We start from the raw sequence: 16157 nt of genomic DNA, 5'->3' as shown, positions 1-16157 counted from the left end.
ATTCAATATGTCTTCAGACAAATCCTCAAACTCATCATTCTTAATATTATTGGTATTAGTTTCTATTTGGGTAGTCTTTGATGTTGTATTAAGCGATACAGTCCTTGACTGGTCTACATCTCCTGTTTCAAGTTGCTCTTTTATTAATCGGAGGGCTATACGGAGATATTTTAGTCGTTAAAGGATAAATATAGTAGACCAAAACCACAAGCCCCCCTAAAAAAAAGGGAATGCAGAATTCATTTCTAAGATTGTCCAAAATGACGAATAACCTGTAAATACAGAAATACAGGAAGATGTAACTACAGTAGAAAGAAAAACCAAAGAAGTAGCATTTATACCAGAAGCAGAACTTCATAAAAGATTCCGTAATTTTGCTGCTATAAATGATGTTATAAAGGTTGATATAGTTGAAAAAGCAACTAAGGATTATTAGATAAAGAAGATAAGTAACTCATAAAACTGTATATACATTTTTATGGGTTACCATAAATACAGGTTATATTACGCAAATTTAAAATGGAACGTAAAAAAGATGACTCCTGTACAATACAGAAATCATCTTTTAGATGTTGCCTAGTCTATTTATAACGTCCTTGACAAAGGTTACATTTCAACCCTTTCTTGTTTATCTTTAATATTCATTCCTTGCTCCTTCCATAACTTATAATCTTTATGACATTTGCCGCAGGGAGATTTGTTTGTAAAGTATTTGTACGGTTTTGGATTATTAAATAATTCCATTGCAAAATGCACATAAATAAAGTGCGTTTTGCATATTATCCGTTCCGGCTTTGGAGCCGTTTCTTAATTCAATAGGTCCCCATTTTCACATTCTCATCGACATGTAGTTTGGCTTCTGTTGCGCTCACAATATCATCAATTGTAAAACCTTTTGCCACTTCCACAAGGACGAGTCCGTTTTCACTTACGTCAATGACAGCACGGTCCGTAATGATGCGATTCACAACCTTTTTTCCCGTTAAAGGTAATGTACATGATTTTAGAATTTTTGGATCGCCATTTTTATTGACATGATCCATAATTACTACAACCTTCTTCGCCCCTTGAACGAGATCCATGGCTCCACCCATGCCTTTGATCATTTTTCCAGGAATCATCCAATTTGCTAGGTCCCCTGCTTCCGAAACCTCCATTCCACCTAAAATCGCCAAATCAATATGACCACCGCGAATCATTGCAAAGGACTCGGCACTACTGAAATAGGATGCGCCGATAGTCGCAGTGACCGTTTCCTTCCCAGCATTGATTAAATCAGGATCCACTTCTTCCTTTAATGGAAATCTGCCAATCCCTAGTAAACCGTTTTCTGATTGAAGCACCACTTCTTTATCGGGCTGTATATAATTCGCAACCATTGTTGGGATACCAATTCCTAAATTCACATAGGAAATGCTTTCAATCTCCTGTTCCGCTCGTTTCGCTATTTTTTCCCGAATCAATTCTTTATCCATACGTGAGTTACCTCCTTCCCTGATTTATTTAGTTAATGTTAATTTTTCGATTCGTTTCTCTTGCTTCCCTTTGATTAATCTTTGCACATAAATTCCTGGCGTATGAATTTGTGCCGCGTCAAGCGAACCTGCTTCAACAATCTGTTCAACTTCCGCTATCGTCACCTGCCCAGCTGTAGCAATCATTGGGTTAAAATTTTGCGCCGTCTTGTTATAAATTAAATTCCCATGGGTATCACCAAACGCAGCTCTGACCAAACTAAAATCCGCTTTCAATGCCGTTTGCAGCGCATATTCCTTATTGTCAAACGTCCGTACTTCCACCCTTTCTGCAATCGGTGTACCCACCCCTGCTGGTGTGTAAAATGCAGGAATCCCTGCTCCGCCTGCTCGAATCCGCTCAGCCAAATTCCCTTGTGGTACAAGCTCAACATCCAATTCACCTGATAAAACTTGGCGCTGGAATTCCTTATTTTCTCCGACATAGGAACCAATCATCTTATCAATCTGTTTATTTTTCAATAATAAACCTAAGCCCCAATCATCAACACCACAGTTATTAGAGATAACTGTCAAGTGCTTCACATTCGCATCTCTTAGAGCTAGAATCAAATTCTCAGGAATCCCAACAAGTCCAAAACCACCTACCATGATCGTCGAACCATCTTGAATATCCCGTACAGCTTCATCAAATGATGTTAAAATTTTTTTCATTCCTTTTCACCTCTTTCTACTTCATTTATAGCAAATAGGATGCCAACTATTTAAAAAGGGAATTCGAAGCAACTGTTAGGTTTTCGCGAGCTGGTATTTTTGTATTTTACGATACAAAGTTGACCGCGCGATACTCAGTTCTTTCGAAACTGCTGATATATTCCAGTTTTTCATCTGCAGGAGCTCAATGATTTGCTGTTTTTCTAGGTTGTCCATCAAAGAAAGATTCATTTTGTTGTCTTCCTTTTGTGGGGAGTCTTCAATGTTTTTCAGTAGATAATCGGGTAAATGCGTCCGATTAATTACTGCTGATGACATACTAAAAATAACCGCATGTTCAATTACATTCCTGAGCTCTCTTATATTGCCTTCCCAATGGTAATTCGCTAAAATGCTCGCCGTTTCTTCATCGAAGATCGGTGGGGATAGTAATTCATATTTCTTGGCAAATTTAGCTAAGAAGTAATTACTTAACTGCAATATATCTTCTTTTCGCTCCCGTAATGGCGGAATTTCGATTGAGACAACATTTAGTCTAAAATATAAATCTTTGCGAAACAGACCTTTTTCAACCATATCCTGTAAATTCTGATTTGTCGCTGCGATAATTCGTACATCCACCTTGATAGTCTTCGAAGAGCCTAGCCTTGTAATTTCCTTTTCTTCTAGAACTCTAAGTAGATGTACCTGTTGATCAAAGGGCATTTCGCCAATTTCATCTAAAAACAAAGTTCCGCCATTTGCTGCCTCGAACCTTCCATTTTTTCCTCCTTTGTTGCCACCAGTAAAGGTCCCACTTTCATAGCCAAACAACTCACTGCCAATGAGGTCCTTTTGAATCGCACCACAGTTCATTGCGATAAATGGCTGTTTCTTTCTTCGACTTTCCTGATGAATCATTCGAGTGATTTCTTCTTTACCAGTACCGGTTTCGCCAATTAATAGAACAGGCACATCTGTTGTTGCCGCTTTTTGAACTTTATACAAAACTCGATTCAGACCACCTGATTCTCCAACTAAATTATACTTTGTAATTGGATTCACTTGTGTCATGGCAGGTGCTTTGTCTGTCAAATTGCCTTTAAATAAAATGACATATCCGATTGTTTCACCAGAAGTTTGAATCCTATGTACATCATCAAGGCGAAGGCCAAGCAGTTCAACATTATTTAGCTGGGTCGAGAGATCCGTTCGATCAAATTTTCGCTCATTTAGTTTTCTTACAATAGCACGGAGTTGGTGATTTTCATTTAAATGCATCATCTTATCTATTTCGAAGGTTTTTAGTAATTTATCACTGCCGTTAACTAACAGAAAATCATTGCTTATAACGAGCATCGGATCGTTTTTCCATTGCGATTTCTTTTGATGATAATATTCCATTAAGAAGTTATATTTTTTAATGTGTAGTTTCGTAAGCTCTTGTTCTATAGTTTGGGCAATGGTGACAGCTAAACCGAGTGTATGTGGTTGTCCATTTGGCCATAAGCCAGTAATATCAATCACTCCAAGGACTTTTCTTGTGTAAGGCTGGAAAATTGGGGCAGATGAACATGTCATTGAGTGAAATCCCTCACAAAAGTGTTCCGTTGCAAAAATCTGTATCGGCGTTTTCGTTATAATACTTGTCCCAATTGCATTCGTTCCAGCTGCTGCTTCGCTCCAATCCATTCCGACCGTGAAGTTCATTTTCTCTGTCTTCCTTAATATATCTATTTCACCTTTTAAATAAATCATGTTCCCTTTTTCATCATTTAACGTAATCAAGTAGTCTGTGCCAATTAATTTTTGAAAAACAGCCTCAATAATTGGCTTTGCTGAATGATAGAGTTCGGATTCTGTCCATAACTGCTCTAGCTCAATTGGCGTAAGCCCTTCTCTTGCTTGAGTCTGCAGAGGATTGATTCCATCGCTATGACAACGCTTCCAAGAATCTAAAATATCATTCCTTATAGGCATCTGCAACGTACTATAATTATGATCAGTAACAAAATCCTCCCATGATCGCCTAATCGCACTTGCATCATCGTTCAAATCCAATGCAGAGTACATCGAGGTGAATAAATTTTCCAAGGGTTATCCTCCTTTATCAAATGATTATCCTTTTTCATCAAGTAATGATTTACCAAGAATGCATTTGTCTAAGGGAGCCGGGTCAATTGGGTAGATTTCTATTATAATACATCTTATATTATTTACGTAATTTTTGCAATAATCAATAATTATATTTTGTTTTTCTATCTTTTCTTCGCCAATTCTTCTATTAGGTCCAAACAAACTAAACCTTTTACTGAAGCAATCAACTCCATTGTTGCGCTACACCTGTTGCTATTCGCTACACATTTTGAACAACACTCGGTATGTAAGCCCTTACATTTAAAAGCTTTTATTTTTAAAAAAGCTGGCACGCAATTTGCAAGTGTATTTGTAACAGCAACTTTTCAAAGAAGACCGTACTACGTCACAGACATGCTGTAAAACTAAATATCCTTATGGATGAGGGGAGCGAATATAATTTGGCAAGGTCACAAATTCTTGCAATTGACGCAGGTGGAACGATGACAGACACTTTTATTATTGATGAAGCAGGGGAGTTTGTTGTTGGGAAAGCACAAACAACACCTAAAGACGAGCATATTGGCCTGAGAAACTCTGCCATCGATGCACTCAATCAATGGGATGCCGTCATTGAAGAAGAATATCCGAATCTACTCGCAGGGGTTTACTCTGGAACAGCAATGCTCAATCGCTTGGTATCACGAGTAGGGCAACGAGTTGGATTAATTGTTAATAAAGGGACAGAAGACAATCACCGAATGGGACGTGGAGTACAATCCTACTTAGGATATTCCTATTCCGACCGAATTCATATTAATACCCATCATTTCGATTCACCACTTGTACCTCGAAAATGGACAGTTGGTGTTACAGAAAGGGTCGACTTATTCGGGAATGTTGTTATACCACTTTATGAAAATGATATTCGACCAGCGATCCAATCCTTACTTGACGAAGATGTAGAAGCTATAGTGATCAGTCTACTTCATTCGTACAAATTTCCTGAACATGAACGAAAAATTAGAGATATTGCTGAAGAAATGATCCAACAGGAAAATAAAGATATTAAAGTCTTTGCTACGGTTGACTATTATCCCGTTCGAAAGGAGTCCCATCGAACGAATACGACAATCGTTGAGGCCTATGCTGCTGAGCCTTCACGAAAGACATTGGAAATGTTAGACCATTCATTGCGTGAACAAGGAGCAGAATTTGACCTTCGTATTATGGCAAGTCATGGAGGAACCATTGGTATTCAGGCAAATGAATTAGCACGTACTTGTGTTTCCGGTCCAATTGGTGGGATGGTCGGAGCGAAGTATTTAAGTGAAAATCTCGGTCTTAAAAATGTCGCATGCTCGGATATCGGTGGAACAAGTTTTGATATTGGTCTGATCACAGATGGAAATTTAGCTATTGAAACCGATCCAGCCATGGCGCGCCTTGTCCTTTCGTTACCACTTGTTTCCATGGATACAACGGGAGCAGGAACGGGAAGTTTTGTACGTGTTGATCCGAACTATGGAAACCTAGTTATTGGACCTGATAGTGCAGGTTCACGTGTTGGTGTGTGTAATCCTGAGGGAGGCATTGAAACTGTTACCGTGTCCGATTGTCATGTCGTGCTTGGCCTGATCAATCCAGATAATTTTATTGGTGGTGTCATTAAGCTTTCCAAAGAAAAGGCATATGAAGCCGTTCGAACGCAAATTGCTGAACCACTTGGATTAACGGTGGAAGACGCGGCCTTCGGGGTAACCGAGTTATTGGAATCCCAACTGCGAAATTACCTCGAATCTATGATTCTTGGAAAAGGCTACTCTCCTTCACAATATGTATGTTTTTCATATGGTGGCGGTGGACCCTTACACACAGCGGGATATACGAAAGGGCTAGGCTTTGAAGATATTCTCATCCCAGCATGGGCTGCTGGTTTCTCTGCATTTGGCTGTGGCGCTGCAGATTTTGAATATCGTTATGATAAAACCTTAGATATAAACGTTGAGGAACATGCGGAAGATGATGCCATTCTTAATGCAGGAATAGAATTACAGGCGGCTTGGACGGAGTTAAAAACAAAGGTTGCCGAGGAATTTGAGAAAAACGGTTATTCTAATAATGAAGTTGATTTCAAACTTTTATATCGAATGCAATATCAAGGACAACTCAATGACCTTGAAATTGAAGCACCGATTAAAGAATTTAAGAGTATTTCCGATTATGAAACTCTAGTAAAAACATTTGAAGAAACATATTCAAAAGTATATTCGAAGTCAGCCTTATCACCAGAGTTAGGTTATTCAATCACAGGGGCAATTGTTCGTGGTGTCGTTGAAGTGCCCAAACCGAAAATACCAGAGGAATCATTATCTAGTAAAGAGCCACCTGAAGAAGCTTACCTAGGCAATCGTGAAGTGTATTGGGATGGAGAATTTCTAAATGCGTCTATTTATGAGATGGAAAAACTTAAGCCTGGAAATACGATCACAGCTTTTTCAATTATTGAATCAAGTGCAACAACTCTTGTTGTTCCAATTGGATTCGAAGCATATCTGGATGAAAAGCGAATTTTCCACCTAAAAGAGTTATAATTGCAGTTTTACAAAAATTTGAGGAGGTAATGAATTTGGCGAAAGTGCTTAATGAAATACAGCAAACAAAAAAGCCGATTGGCTGGGACGGAAAAACGTTAAAGGAAATGCGCCATGAAATAGATGAAATTAGTCGAGAAACAGGTCACTATGCTGGGTTAACAAAGCTTCCCTTTAAAGAAGCGGATCCAATTCGTTTTGAAAAAATATATTCTAAACTTCGTGGCGGTGTTGTACATGCAAGGGAAACAGCGAAAAAAGTTGCTGCTTCTCCTATTGTCGAGCAGGAAGGAGAATTATGTTTTAGTTTATACACACCTGAAGCAGATTCGATTGTTACATCAACAGGAATTATTATTCACGTAGGAACCATGGGCGCAGCTATTAAATTTATGATTAATAATGATTACGAGGACAATCCTGGAATCAATGATAAAGACATTTTCTGTAATAATGATAATCATGTTGGAAATGTACACACATGTGATGTCCATACATTAGTTCCAATCTTTTGGGAAGGTGAGGTAATTGGCTGGGCAGGTGGGGTAACCCACGTAATTGATACGGGTGCGAGTGCCCCGGGAAGTATGCCGATGGGCCCTGTGCAGCGCTATGATGATGGCTATCAAGTAACCTGTCGTAAAATTGGTCAGAACGACGTTTTATCAAAAGACTGGTTACTGGAAAGTACACGTTCTGTCCGTGCTGTAAAATATTGGACCTTGGATGAAAAAACACGGATTGCTGGTTGTCATATGATTCGTGATTTAGTCTTAGACGTCGTCAAAGAAGAAGGCGTTGACGCATATAAACAGTTTATACGTGAAATCATTGAAGACGGGCGTCGTGGATTTGTAAACCAATCAAAAACGATGCTAATACCTGGAAAATATCGTCAAGCCTCTTTTGTTGACGTTCCATTTAAAGACTTAGATTTACCATCTTTTGCTAAGGTTGATACAATTTTGCACACCCCGTCTGAGATTACTGTTCATAAAGACGGAAAACTAAAAATTGATTTTGAAGGATCGAATCGTTGGGGCTGGCATCCATTTAATGCAACACCTGTATCAATTACGAGTGGAATATGGGTTATGCTGTCACAAACACTAGTACCGAATGACCGGATCAATGATGGTGCCTATTATGCAAGTGAATTTGGTATACCACTCGGTTCTTGGTTTAACCCTGACGACCTTCGTTCTGCCCATTCCAATACATGGCATGCCCTTGTAGCCGCATGGTCGCCACTTTGGCGCGGTCTGTCACGTGCATACTATGGTCGTGGTTATTTAGAAGAGATAAATGCCGGAAATGCCCATACTTCCAACTGGCTTATGGGTGGAGGCTATGATCAATATGGTCAATTGTCTGCGATGAATAGCTTCGAAACATCTTCATGTGGTGTTGGAGCAAGTGCTGTTCAAGACGGGGAAAGCCATACCGCTGCCCTTTGGAATCCAGAGGGTGATATGGGTGACATGGAAATTTGGGAATTGTTAGAGCCACTCGTTTTTTTAGGCAGACAAATTCTACCAGGTTCTGGTGGTGCAGGAAAATACCGCGGTGGAAATGGCTGGCAATCGCTACGCCTTGGCTGGGGCGCTGAGGAATGGACGATGTTCATGGCTGGCTCTGGAGTGATGGCAACAGATGGTGGACTAATGGGTGGTTATCCAGCTGCTGCAGGATATCGCTTCCAAGCAAACAAGACAGATATTAAAGACCGAATTAAAAATAAACAACCGATTCCATTAGGTGGAGATACCGATCCCGATAACCCAGTTTTTGAAACAGTAATGAATGCCGAAGCTATCCATCGTGATCGCCAAGCAGTGACAACTCAAGAGGAATTCAAAGACTATGATGTTATCATGAATTACTTGCGTGGTGGTCCAGGATTTGGTGATCCACTTGACCGCAGACCACAAGACGTCGAAGCAGACTTAAATGAAAAATATATTTTATTAAGATATGCTGAAAAAGTGTATGGTTGTGTATTCACCGAGAATAATGGTACCTATGCTATTGATCTTAATGCGACTGAAAAGAAACGAAAACAAATTCGAAAAGACCGATTGAATCGTAGTGTCAGTACAAAGGAATGGATTAACCATTCACGTGACAATGTTGTCAATATGGATGCGGCATTACAAGTCAGACATATGTATGCCGAAAGCTTCGCACTCAGTGAGAAATTTACCGATGAGTTTAAAGAGTTCTGGAATTTGCCTGAAGAATGGATGATATATGAAGAAGATTTAGATGTACCATTGTTAGGATCGCGAATTAATCGTTTCAAAGAGAAAAAAGAACGGATTAAACAATAAATTACGAGTGAGGTGAAGGAACATGGCAAAATACGATAAAAAGAGAATTGCAGAATTAGTGGACGGTACATTAGAGTTTTATCAATTAAAAGAAATGATGTCCGACTTTAAAGATCCCGAGCGCTTCGACTTACATTTGAGCGTTTTACAAGAGCGCGTCCCATGGGATGATCCAATCCTACTCCCATACGGATTACATCTCTATATTGTCCAAAAGAAAAACGGTGATCGCATCGTTAAATGTGATTGCGGACATGAATTTTGCGATTACAGAGAAAATTGGAAGCTAGAAGCAAAAATATTTGTACGTAATACAGAGGAATTGATGAACGAAATTTATCCAAAATTAATGTCGCCAGACCCAGAATGGCAAGTCATTCGAGAATACTATTGTCCTGGTTGCGCAACCCAATTGGAAACAGAAGCTGTCCCACCATGGTATCCGATTCTACTTGATTTTGAACCCGATATCGATACTTTTTACAAAGATTGGCTGAAAAAACCATTGCCTACTGCTTGAATTTAAATGAGCCCGACACCAGGTTGGAGATTGGTGTCCGGGCTCATTAAGTTGTAAGCATCACAATACGCTACCTAACTCCTTATGACATCTTGCTCCCCTTTAAAATGTCCGATAATCTATAACTAAATAGAAAGCAAGGAACGCTTTCTTTTACTAGATTCCTGTCCATTTCTTAACCAGTGAAAGAAAACGAAATTCCAATCCGGACTTGATGTTATCCCATTGGTAAATGCAGCGGTAACGAGTGGTAAATCTTAATAAGATAAAGAATATATAAATAATTCTCTAATTTAATGGAGGGATTAACTCGTGAAATCGGTAAAGGTTTATCATTATGATGCTTTTAGTAAAGAACCCAATAAAGGGAATCCAGCTGGGGTTGTTTTATATGGAAATGGCTTAACAGATAGGGAAATGCAAGAAGTTGCTCTAAGAGTAGGGTTTAATGAAACAGCTTTTCCAGTTAAGTCTAAAATAGCTGACCTTGGAATACGGTATTTTACTCCGGGTCACGAAATGAACCTTTGCGGACACGGCACAATGGCAACTGTGTACGCTTTAAAAACGAAAGGATTATTAGGGGATAAAAAGGATTTTACAATTGAAACAAAAGCAGGTGTTTTACCAATAAAGATTGTTAAAACACTTGATAATAAAACATCTATAACTATGAAACAGGCTTCACCACAGTTTAAAGATTATAAAGGTTCTATCGAAGACTTAGCTAACTCCATCGGGATAACAAAAGAGGATATTGATGATAAATTACCGATTATATATGGTAGTACAGGGACTTGGACACTTTTAATTCCAATAAAAACACTTGATGCCTTTAAAAAAATGAGACCAAATAATAAGTTATTTCCTACAATATTAAAAGAAATACCAAAAGCATCCCTTCACCCATTTTGTTTAGAAACCTATGATTCGGATGCTAATATGCACGCTCGACACTTCTCTTCACCTTTCTCTGGTACAATAGAAGATGCTGTTACAGGAACTGCCTCAGGGGTAATGGGAGCATATTTTGCTAATTATATAAAAAGAAATTTTGAAGAATCTTTAAACCTTGTAGTAGAACAAGGGCAGGAAATTGATAAAGATGGTAGGGTATTGGTACACGTTTCTAAGACACAAGAAAATTATAAAATAGAAATTACAGGAAATGCAGTATATGTAAATGAATTTGAAGTGGTTATCTAATAAAAAAGTTTTCTTTAATCTACAAGGTGCTTAAATTATAAAGTTAATGCAATTCTTTATCCAGTCGCTATTGTAGTTTGAGAATAATTGTACTTAAAGTAACGGGTGCGTTAATTCAAGAAGGATTAACGCTTTTTTATGTCGAAGTTATTTTACTAAAGCTGATAAACTACGGACATATAAAAAGGAATATATGCAACAACAAGAAATAATAGTGAGTAATAACTAAAAGGGAGCGAGGATGAAGAGTGAAGCAAGTTATTCAATTTACATTAGGATATATTGGATATCTGTTAATAGGATTTTTTGCACTGAGGGCTTTGCTTCTTCAAGATGACAAGGTAGGATTTACCATTTTGGTCATTGGATTGACCTTGCTAATTACTTACGTTTCTATGTTAGAAAAGAAGCACGGAACCCCAAAATATGGCGGTTATATTAAATTAGTTTTAATTATAGTTTTTATTATATCTACATTGCCAATGGCTTATTAAACTATAGGGTGCTTAACTTGAACAAGGATAGTCAATGTGACGGTCTTCTTTTACTAAAGAGGTAGAATAGTTGAACAAGCGCCTTTGCTCTTATTCAATAATCGGGCTATATTGTTTAATAGCAACTTTAGAGGAAAGTGAATATTGCCAGGATTTACGCTTTAACTATTGGGCACCGATTATTGGGTAATACATCTTCAACAAATGGGTGCTTTCCTTAAAGAAGGAATCCATTTTATGTATAATGGCACACCTTGATTCCATATAGGATAGCTTCCGAATCTACGCCTGTTATTTTTCATTTCTTGATTGTTTTAAATATGTCTCGTCTTTCGCAGTTTAATCAGCTTTTACCTAGGGAAGAATCACACATAAAGGAGGGACTTTATTATGAAAAGATGGATTAGCTTCCTCTTTATTCTAATTTTCGTCTTTCCAGCCGGCATCTACGCTGACTCAAATCCCCCTATGCGTGTTCATTTCATTGATGTTGGCCATGGAGATAGTGTATTGATCGAGACTCCAAAGGGACAATCTATTTTAATAGATGGAGGCCAGCCGGATGCGGGACCTAAATTGGTGGAGTATCTAAAACAGACCAATGTTGAAGAAATTGACTTGATGGTTGCAACGCATCCACATTTTGATCACATTGGAGGACTCATTGAAGTGATGAAAAATTTTCCGGTCAAACAACTCATCGACAATGGTAGGGCCGATTCGACAAGGACATATGCTGCCTATCTATGGGTTATTCTTAGAGAGGAAATTCCTGTTAAAACAGCGAAGGAAAAAGAGAGGCTCCAATTGGATGATAAATTGGATATTCAAGTATTGAATGCAGGCGGGGATATAGAAAGCAATAATCAGTCTTCCGTTGTTTTGAAAGTATCCTATGACGAAATTGACTTTCTGTTTATGAGTGATGTTGAGGCGGAACAGGAAGAAGATATCAGGAGAAAATACGATGTGGAGGCAGAGATATTTAAGGCAGCTCATCATGGTTTTAGTTCGAGTAGCATGAAGTTCTTAAAAGAAGTGAATTCCCAGGCGGCGGTTATAACCTACAGTCAAGCAAACGGATATGGAAATCCGGAAGATCGCGTAATTAAGAACTTGGGTAAACTCAAAACACAGATTTATTCCACTGCAAAATCTGGAAATGTGGTAGTTGAAACCAACGGAAAGGAATACAGTGTTATGCCTGAATTTGAGCCGTGGATAGAGATGGAAAGATAAGGTCATCCATAACTAGATACTAATGACGTTACATCCTAGAAAAGTAAAAAAGACAATAACTAATTCATAATGGGGCGTGATTGTGGAAAAGGATTCACTTTTCTTCTTCCACTAACTGGTGTCTTTAGTTTTACAAGCAAAAGGGCGATAAATATTATACATGACAAATATGTATCACCTTTTATATTTTATGACTTTTTTATGATTTAAGTCTTGAAAATGAAATAACCAACAATAGATGGTTAATCTCCCCGCAACAAACGTAGACCCCACTCTGTTAGTGGGGTCTACGTTTGTTATCGTAAGTCTTTAAATTACTTAAGTTAATTTAAAATATGTACTTGCAATTCTTTTACACCGAACTGTAAAGCTTGATCCAGATCTGCTATATATACATCTAATCGCCCTTCTGTAATTGCGCTTCCCCGATCTTCACAAGTATATGTTTGACCTAAGTTTGGAATATGTACTGTAGTTCCAAATGAAATGGATGGAGGACAAGCTATCGTTTGACCCTCCTTTACTTTGGTACCTGATGCGGTAATGCCGTAAGCAGGATCGCCTGGTCGTTTTCCGGTTGACTCATAACCCGCTGTATAGGCAGTAACTGTAAACTGTTGTCCGTTTCCATCCGGTATTGTTATAATTTGTCCAGGAAAAATGATATCCGGATTTTCTATAAAAGGATTCGAAGCAAGTAACGTATCAATGTCTACATTATGATTCTTAGAAATTTTTAATAAAACATCCCCTGATTGAACTGTATACTTTCCATGAGCAGAAGCTGAATCAGGTAACAGGAACAGTCCAACTGTAAGTAAAGTTACTAGAATAATATATTTCATAAAAAAAAGCCCTCCAAATTTATTTTGTTTTAAAAGTATTAGCATTATATAGATTCGGAAATTTATCTGACTTATTAGGGATGTAATAGAATTGAAAATTACTTGTAATATGAATAAAATGGCTTTTTGTATTGTACAAAGGAAAGAATGCCAATCAGTTGCAGTATGATGATTTGCTTCGCTAGGGAGTTGCTTTCTCACGAGGCTTTGACCTTGGTATTTCTTATCGTTTCCTGTCAGCTACCAAGCGACTGGCCACCTACCCGATGAATAGTGAAAGAATATACTAAAGTAACTGTGCAAGAGTTAAAGGTGAAATCTAACTGCAGCTATCTTTTCTTATTGTATTAAATGGCAGAATAGTTTAAGAAGTAAGTGTAATCTAAGTAATTTTATAGAATAGCAAGAATAAGGACAAGTACACTTACATATATTTGGGAAGGAAGTGTGAAGTGAGGAGGGGGCGTAATGTCGAATCCAATCGTCATGAGATCTTTGGACGAAATTCAATTTTGGTCGAGGATTATGAAGGAGCATGCTTTATTTTTAAGCTTGGGCTTTACTTATGAACAGAACAAATTGATTGAAGAAGCCCAACAGTTCATCACTCTTTTTGAACGAATAGAAGAAAAGTTGGCAAAATTTACGGTGAATTCGGATTTACGACAAGTTCAAGCTTTTAATAGTGAGGTTTATCAAGCGGCTGTTGCAATTTGGAGTTACAAAAGAAAAGTTTTAGGATTAACTTTACGTTGTGAAATTCAATCAAATAATTTTCCATTATTAGTTGACCACATTAGCAGAGAAGCAGCTTATTTTGCCAATAGACTAAAAGACCTCAACGAAGGAAAACTTGCCCCTGAACCTGATACCATTATTCAAGAAAATCTATTCTTCTTAAAGATTATGGCTGACCATTCTAAATTTATTGGACATCTTTTAGATCCATCCGAAAGGAAGCTAGTAGAACAAGCAAGAGAATTTAGTCATGATTTTGATCAACTGGTTTTCCAGGCTGTTGATTTAGATTCAATGCGTCCGCAATCTGAAACTGTTCCAATACTGGATCAATTCTTGGATCAAAACAGAGTTTCAGTAGTTTCCTTACGGGACTTTAAGAAAACAGCAAGAGATTTAATTGAGGCTTGTCGTATTAAAAGTAATATTCATCCACTCCTAGCTGATCATACATTTAGAGAAGCTGAAAGGTTTTTGGAAATTATCGATTTATTTGAGGCTCATCTTTCAAGATTAAATCAGTAAAATAGATCAATTCAGTTGCCATAACAGGCAGCTGAATTGATTTATTCTTTTTCAGAAAAACCAGCTAATAGAAGCACCAATCTTGTTGTACTATAGGGAGCTTTACTGGAATAGCAGTAATACTTTTCTTATTGTTGATATTGGACAATTATTATGTCTTTACTAGCAATCATTCATTTTCTATTTCCTTTAAGTTCTGGTTTCTGCTGTTCAAGAAAACTTGACGATAGGAAAAAGACGAAATAGATATCTAACGGGGCAGTTTAATTTAAAAAATACATCTATAAATTCATTCTATTTCACTGTATAATAATCCTTATTTATGAATATTTATACAATGATGTTCAAGGGAGACGGACATAATGGAAATGGTTTGTGAATCTGAACAATTAGAAGATTATTTGCTTGAATTAGATGAAATTAATTTCTCTAATCCAATTGTTCAAGAAAAAATTGAGGAACTTTTCATCCCAACTCAAACAGAATTGAAAAAGCAAAAATTGCTTTTGAGTTTGTTCGTGATGAAATATCACATTCTTGGGATATTCAAGGGAAACAAGTTACTTGTAAAGCATCAGATGTTTTAAAGTATAATGAAGGAATTTGCTATGCAAAATCAAATCTATTAGCATCATTATTACGTTCGCAAGGAATACCAACAGGTTTCTGTTATCAACGATTGATGTTGTTTGACACCCCTGAAAAAGGATATTCACTCCATACTTTGAATGCTGTTTATTTCGAAACTCTTAAAAAATGGATACGATTAGATGCTCGTGGAAACAAAACTGGTGTTGATGCTCAATTTTCGATAAAGGAAGAGAAATTAGCCTTTTCAGTTAATGAGAAGTTTGATGAAAAGGACTATCCTGTTATTTATGTAAAGCCAAATCCTAAAACAATTAAGGTTTTAAAAGAGCACACTGATGCATTAGAAATGTATAAACATTATTTACCTGAAAGTATATAAATTTATCAACTCCTATATAGCCAGTCCTCACCGCGATTGAATGGTTCAATTACTTCGGCCCCATATGAACCGAATGTTCGCTTATTAAATTGATTTGGCCACAGCCACCGGCTATCGAAAGATTAGGAGAATTGACGGCCAAAACATTATTGATAATTGGTAAGGAGGATTCATCCGATAATCCTCGTGTTGCCAATTATTTTCGTAAGCACTCAGACGCTCGAATCACAGGAATTCCAGGTGCTGACCATATGGCAAATCTCACCCATCCTGAGAAGCTGTATCATGATATTATTGCTTTTATGGAAGAATGAAGTTTGCCGTGACACGAACTTAAAAGAGAATAAATCCAAAAGTTTATTAAAAACCTATTTCATTATATATGTTATTAAACAAACGTGTGCTTTAGTAGAATAAAAATAAGGCTAGAGGATTTTAGTTCTCTGAGCCTT

Annotated in this window: 14 protein-coding genes and 1 pseudogene; 11 read left to right on the top strand and 4 right to left on the bottom strand. The window is 37.5% G+C overall.

What is annotated here, in order from left to right; genetic code table 11:
* Positions 1 to 812: 812 nt before the first annotated feature.
* From D8M04_RS07810 to D8M04_RS07800, 3 genes are all read right to left on the bottom strand, one after another.
* Complete coding sequence (locus D8M04_RS07810) at positions 813 to 1475, bottom strand: 3-oxoacid CoA-transferase subunit B (protein ID WP_121522334.1); 663 nt, start codon at positions 1473 to 1475, stop codon at positions 813 to 815.
* A 24-nt stretch (positions 1476 to 1499) separates the two neighbouring features.
* On the bottom strand, positions 1500 to 2189 hold the full coding sequence (locus D8M04_RS07805) for a CoA transferase subunit A (RefSeq protein WP_121522333.1): 690 nt from the start codon (positions 2187 to 2189) through the stop codon (positions 1500 to 1502).
* Between the two features lie 75 nt (positions 2190 to 2264).
* Positions 2265 to 4262 (bottom strand): sigma-54-dependent Fis family transcriptional regulator, encoded by a 1998-nt coding sequence (locus tag D8M04_RS07800; RefSeq protein WP_121522332.1) that lies wholly within the window; start codon positions 4260 to 4262, stop codon positions 2265 to 2267.
* Positions 4263 to 4681: 419 nt separating this feature from the next.
* Here D8M04_RS07800 and D8M04_RS07795 point away from each other — a divergent pair, with 419 nt between their 5' ends.
* The 6 genes from D8M04_RS07795 (at position 4682) to D8M04_RS07770 (ending at position 12627) form a co-directional block, all read left to right on the top strand.
* Positions 4682 to 6838: a hydantoinase/oxoprolinase family protein gene (locus D8M04_RS07795; RefSeq protein WP_121522331.1), complete on the top strand. Its 2157-nt coding sequence runs from the start codon at positions 4682 to 4684 to the stop codon at positions 6836 to 6838.
* A gap of 35 nt (positions 6839 to 6873) precedes the next feature.
* On the top strand, positions 6874 to 9168 hold the full coding sequence (locus D8M04_RS07790) for a hydantoinase B/oxoprolinase family protein (RefSeq protein ID WP_121522330.1): 2295 nt from the start codon (positions 6874 to 6876) through the stop codon (positions 9166 to 9168).
* A gap of 22 nt (positions 9169 to 9190) precedes the next feature.
* The gene (locus D8M04_RS07785; RefSeq protein ID WP_121522329.1) at positions 9191 to 9688 is read left to right on the top strand and encodes an acetone carboxylase subunit gamma; all 498 of its coding nucleotides are present in this window, start codon (positions 9191 to 9193) and stop codon (positions 9686 to 9688) included.
* A 312-nt stretch (positions 9689 to 10000) separates the two neighbouring features.
* Positions 10001 to 10894, top strand: coding sequence for a PhzF family phenazine biosynthesis isomerase (locus tag D8M04_RS07780; protein ID WP_121522328.1), 894 nt, complete (start codon positions 10001 to 10003; stop codon positions 10892 to 10894).
* 248 nt (positions 10895 to 11142) lie between these two features.
* Positions 11143 to 11388, top strand: coding sequence for a hypothetical protein (locus D8M04_RS07775; RefSeq protein ID WP_121522327.1), 246 nt, complete (start codon positions 11143 to 11145; stop codon positions 11386 to 11388).
* A 390-nt stretch (positions 11389 to 11778) separates the two neighbouring features.
* Positions 11779 to 12627: a ComEC/Rec2 family competence protein gene (locus D8M04_RS07770; protein WP_121522326.1), complete on the top strand. Its 849-nt coding sequence runs from the start codon at positions 11779 to 11781 to the stop codon at positions 12625 to 12627.
* Positions 12628 to 12950: 323 nt separating this feature from the next.
* Here D8M04_RS07770 and D8M04_RS07765 read toward each other — a convergent pair whose 3' ends face one another.
* A complete protein-coding gene (locus tag D8M04_RS07765; protein WP_121522325.1) occupies positions 12951 to 13472 on the bottom strand; it encodes a LysM peptidoglycan-binding domain-containing protein in 522 nt (173 codons plus the stop codon).
* A gap of 468 nt (positions 13473 to 13940) precedes the next feature.
* Here D8M04_RS07765 and D8M04_RS07760 point away from each other — a divergent pair, with 468 nt between their 5' ends.
* The 5 genes and pseudogenes from D8M04_RS07760 (at position 13941) to D8M04_RS07750 (ending at position 16019) form a co-directional block, all read left to right on the top strand.
* Positions 13941 to 14735 carry a DUF2935 domain-containing protein gene (locus D8M04_RS07760; RefSeq protein WP_121522324.1) on the top strand — a complete coding sequence of 265 codons (795 nt, stop codon included), beginning with the start codon at positions 13941 to 13943 and terminating at the stop codon, positions 14733 to 14735.
* A 362-nt stretch (positions 14736 to 15097) separates the two neighbouring features.
* Complete coding sequence (locus D8M04_RS20670) at positions 15098 to 15322, top strand: hypothetical protein (protein ID WP_342772635.1); 225 nt, start codon at positions 15098 to 15100, stop codon at positions 15320 to 15322.
* Positions 15220 to 15450 (top strand): annotated as a pseudogene (locus tag D8M04_RS20665) (transglutaminase-like domain-containing protein); the annotation flags it as partial. The gene D8M04_RS20670 and the pseudogene D8M04_RS20665, both read left to right, overlap by 103 nt.
* Before the next feature lie 9 nt (positions 15451 to 15459).
* Positions 15460 to 15705, top strand: a complete 246-nt coding sequence (locus D8M04_RS20660) for a hypothetical protein (protein WP_342772634.1) — start codon at positions 15460 to 15462, stop codon at positions 15703 to 15705.
* Positions 15706 to 15836: 131 nt separating this feature from the next.
* Positions 15837 to 16019 carry an alpha/beta fold hydrolase gene (locus D8M04_RS07750; protein WP_121522323.1) on the top strand — a complete coding sequence of 61 codons (183 nt, stop codon included), beginning with the start codon at positions 15837 to 15839 and terminating at the stop codon, positions 16017 to 16019.
* The last annotated feature ends 138 nt before the right edge of the window (positions 16020 to 16157 follow it).

This window comes from Oceanobacillus piezotolerans, from assembly GCF_003665065.1.
GTDB classification, from domain to species: domain Bacteria; phylum Bacillota; class Bacilli; order Bacillales; family Amphibacillaceae; genus Oceanobacillus; species Oceanobacillus piezotolerans.
Note: the sequence above shows the minus strand (reverse complement) of the source record. Positions and strands in the feature narration are given on the sequence as shown.

Bases quoted from the DNA above. Each gene is read 5' to 3' on its own strand.
- D8M04_RS20670 (WP_342772635.1), top strand. From the start codon at position 15,098: ATGGAAATGGTTTGTGAATCTGAACAATTAGAAGATTATTTGCTTGAA.
- D8M04_RS07785 (WP_121522329.1), top strand. From the start codon at position 9,191: ATGGCAAAATACGATAAAAAGAGAATTGCAGAATTAGTGGACGGTACA.
- D8M04_RS07795 (WP_121522331.1), top strand. From the start codon at position 4,682: ATGGATGAGGGGAGCGAATATAATTTGGCAAGGTCACAAATTCTTGCA.
- D8M04_RS07770 (WP_121522326.1), top strand. From the start codon at position 11,779: ATGAAAAGATGGATTAGCTTCCTCTTTATTCTAATTTTCGTCTTTCCA.
- D8M04_RS07765 (WP_121522325.1), bottom strand. From the start codon at position 13,472: ATGAAATATATTATTCTAGTAACTTTACTTACAGTTGGACTGTTCCTG.
- D8M04_RS07810 (WP_121522334.1), bottom strand. From the start codon at position 1,475: ATGGATAAAGAATTGATTCGGGAAAAAATAGCGAAACGAGCGGAACAG.
- D8M04_RS07760 (WP_121522324.1), top strand. From the start codon at position 13,941: ATGTCGAATCCAATCGTCATGAGATCTTTGGACGAAATTCAATTTTGG.
- D8M04_RS07805 (WP_121522333.1), bottom strand. From the start codon at position 2,189: ATGAAAAAAATTTTAACATCATTTGATGAAGCTGTACGGGATATTCAA.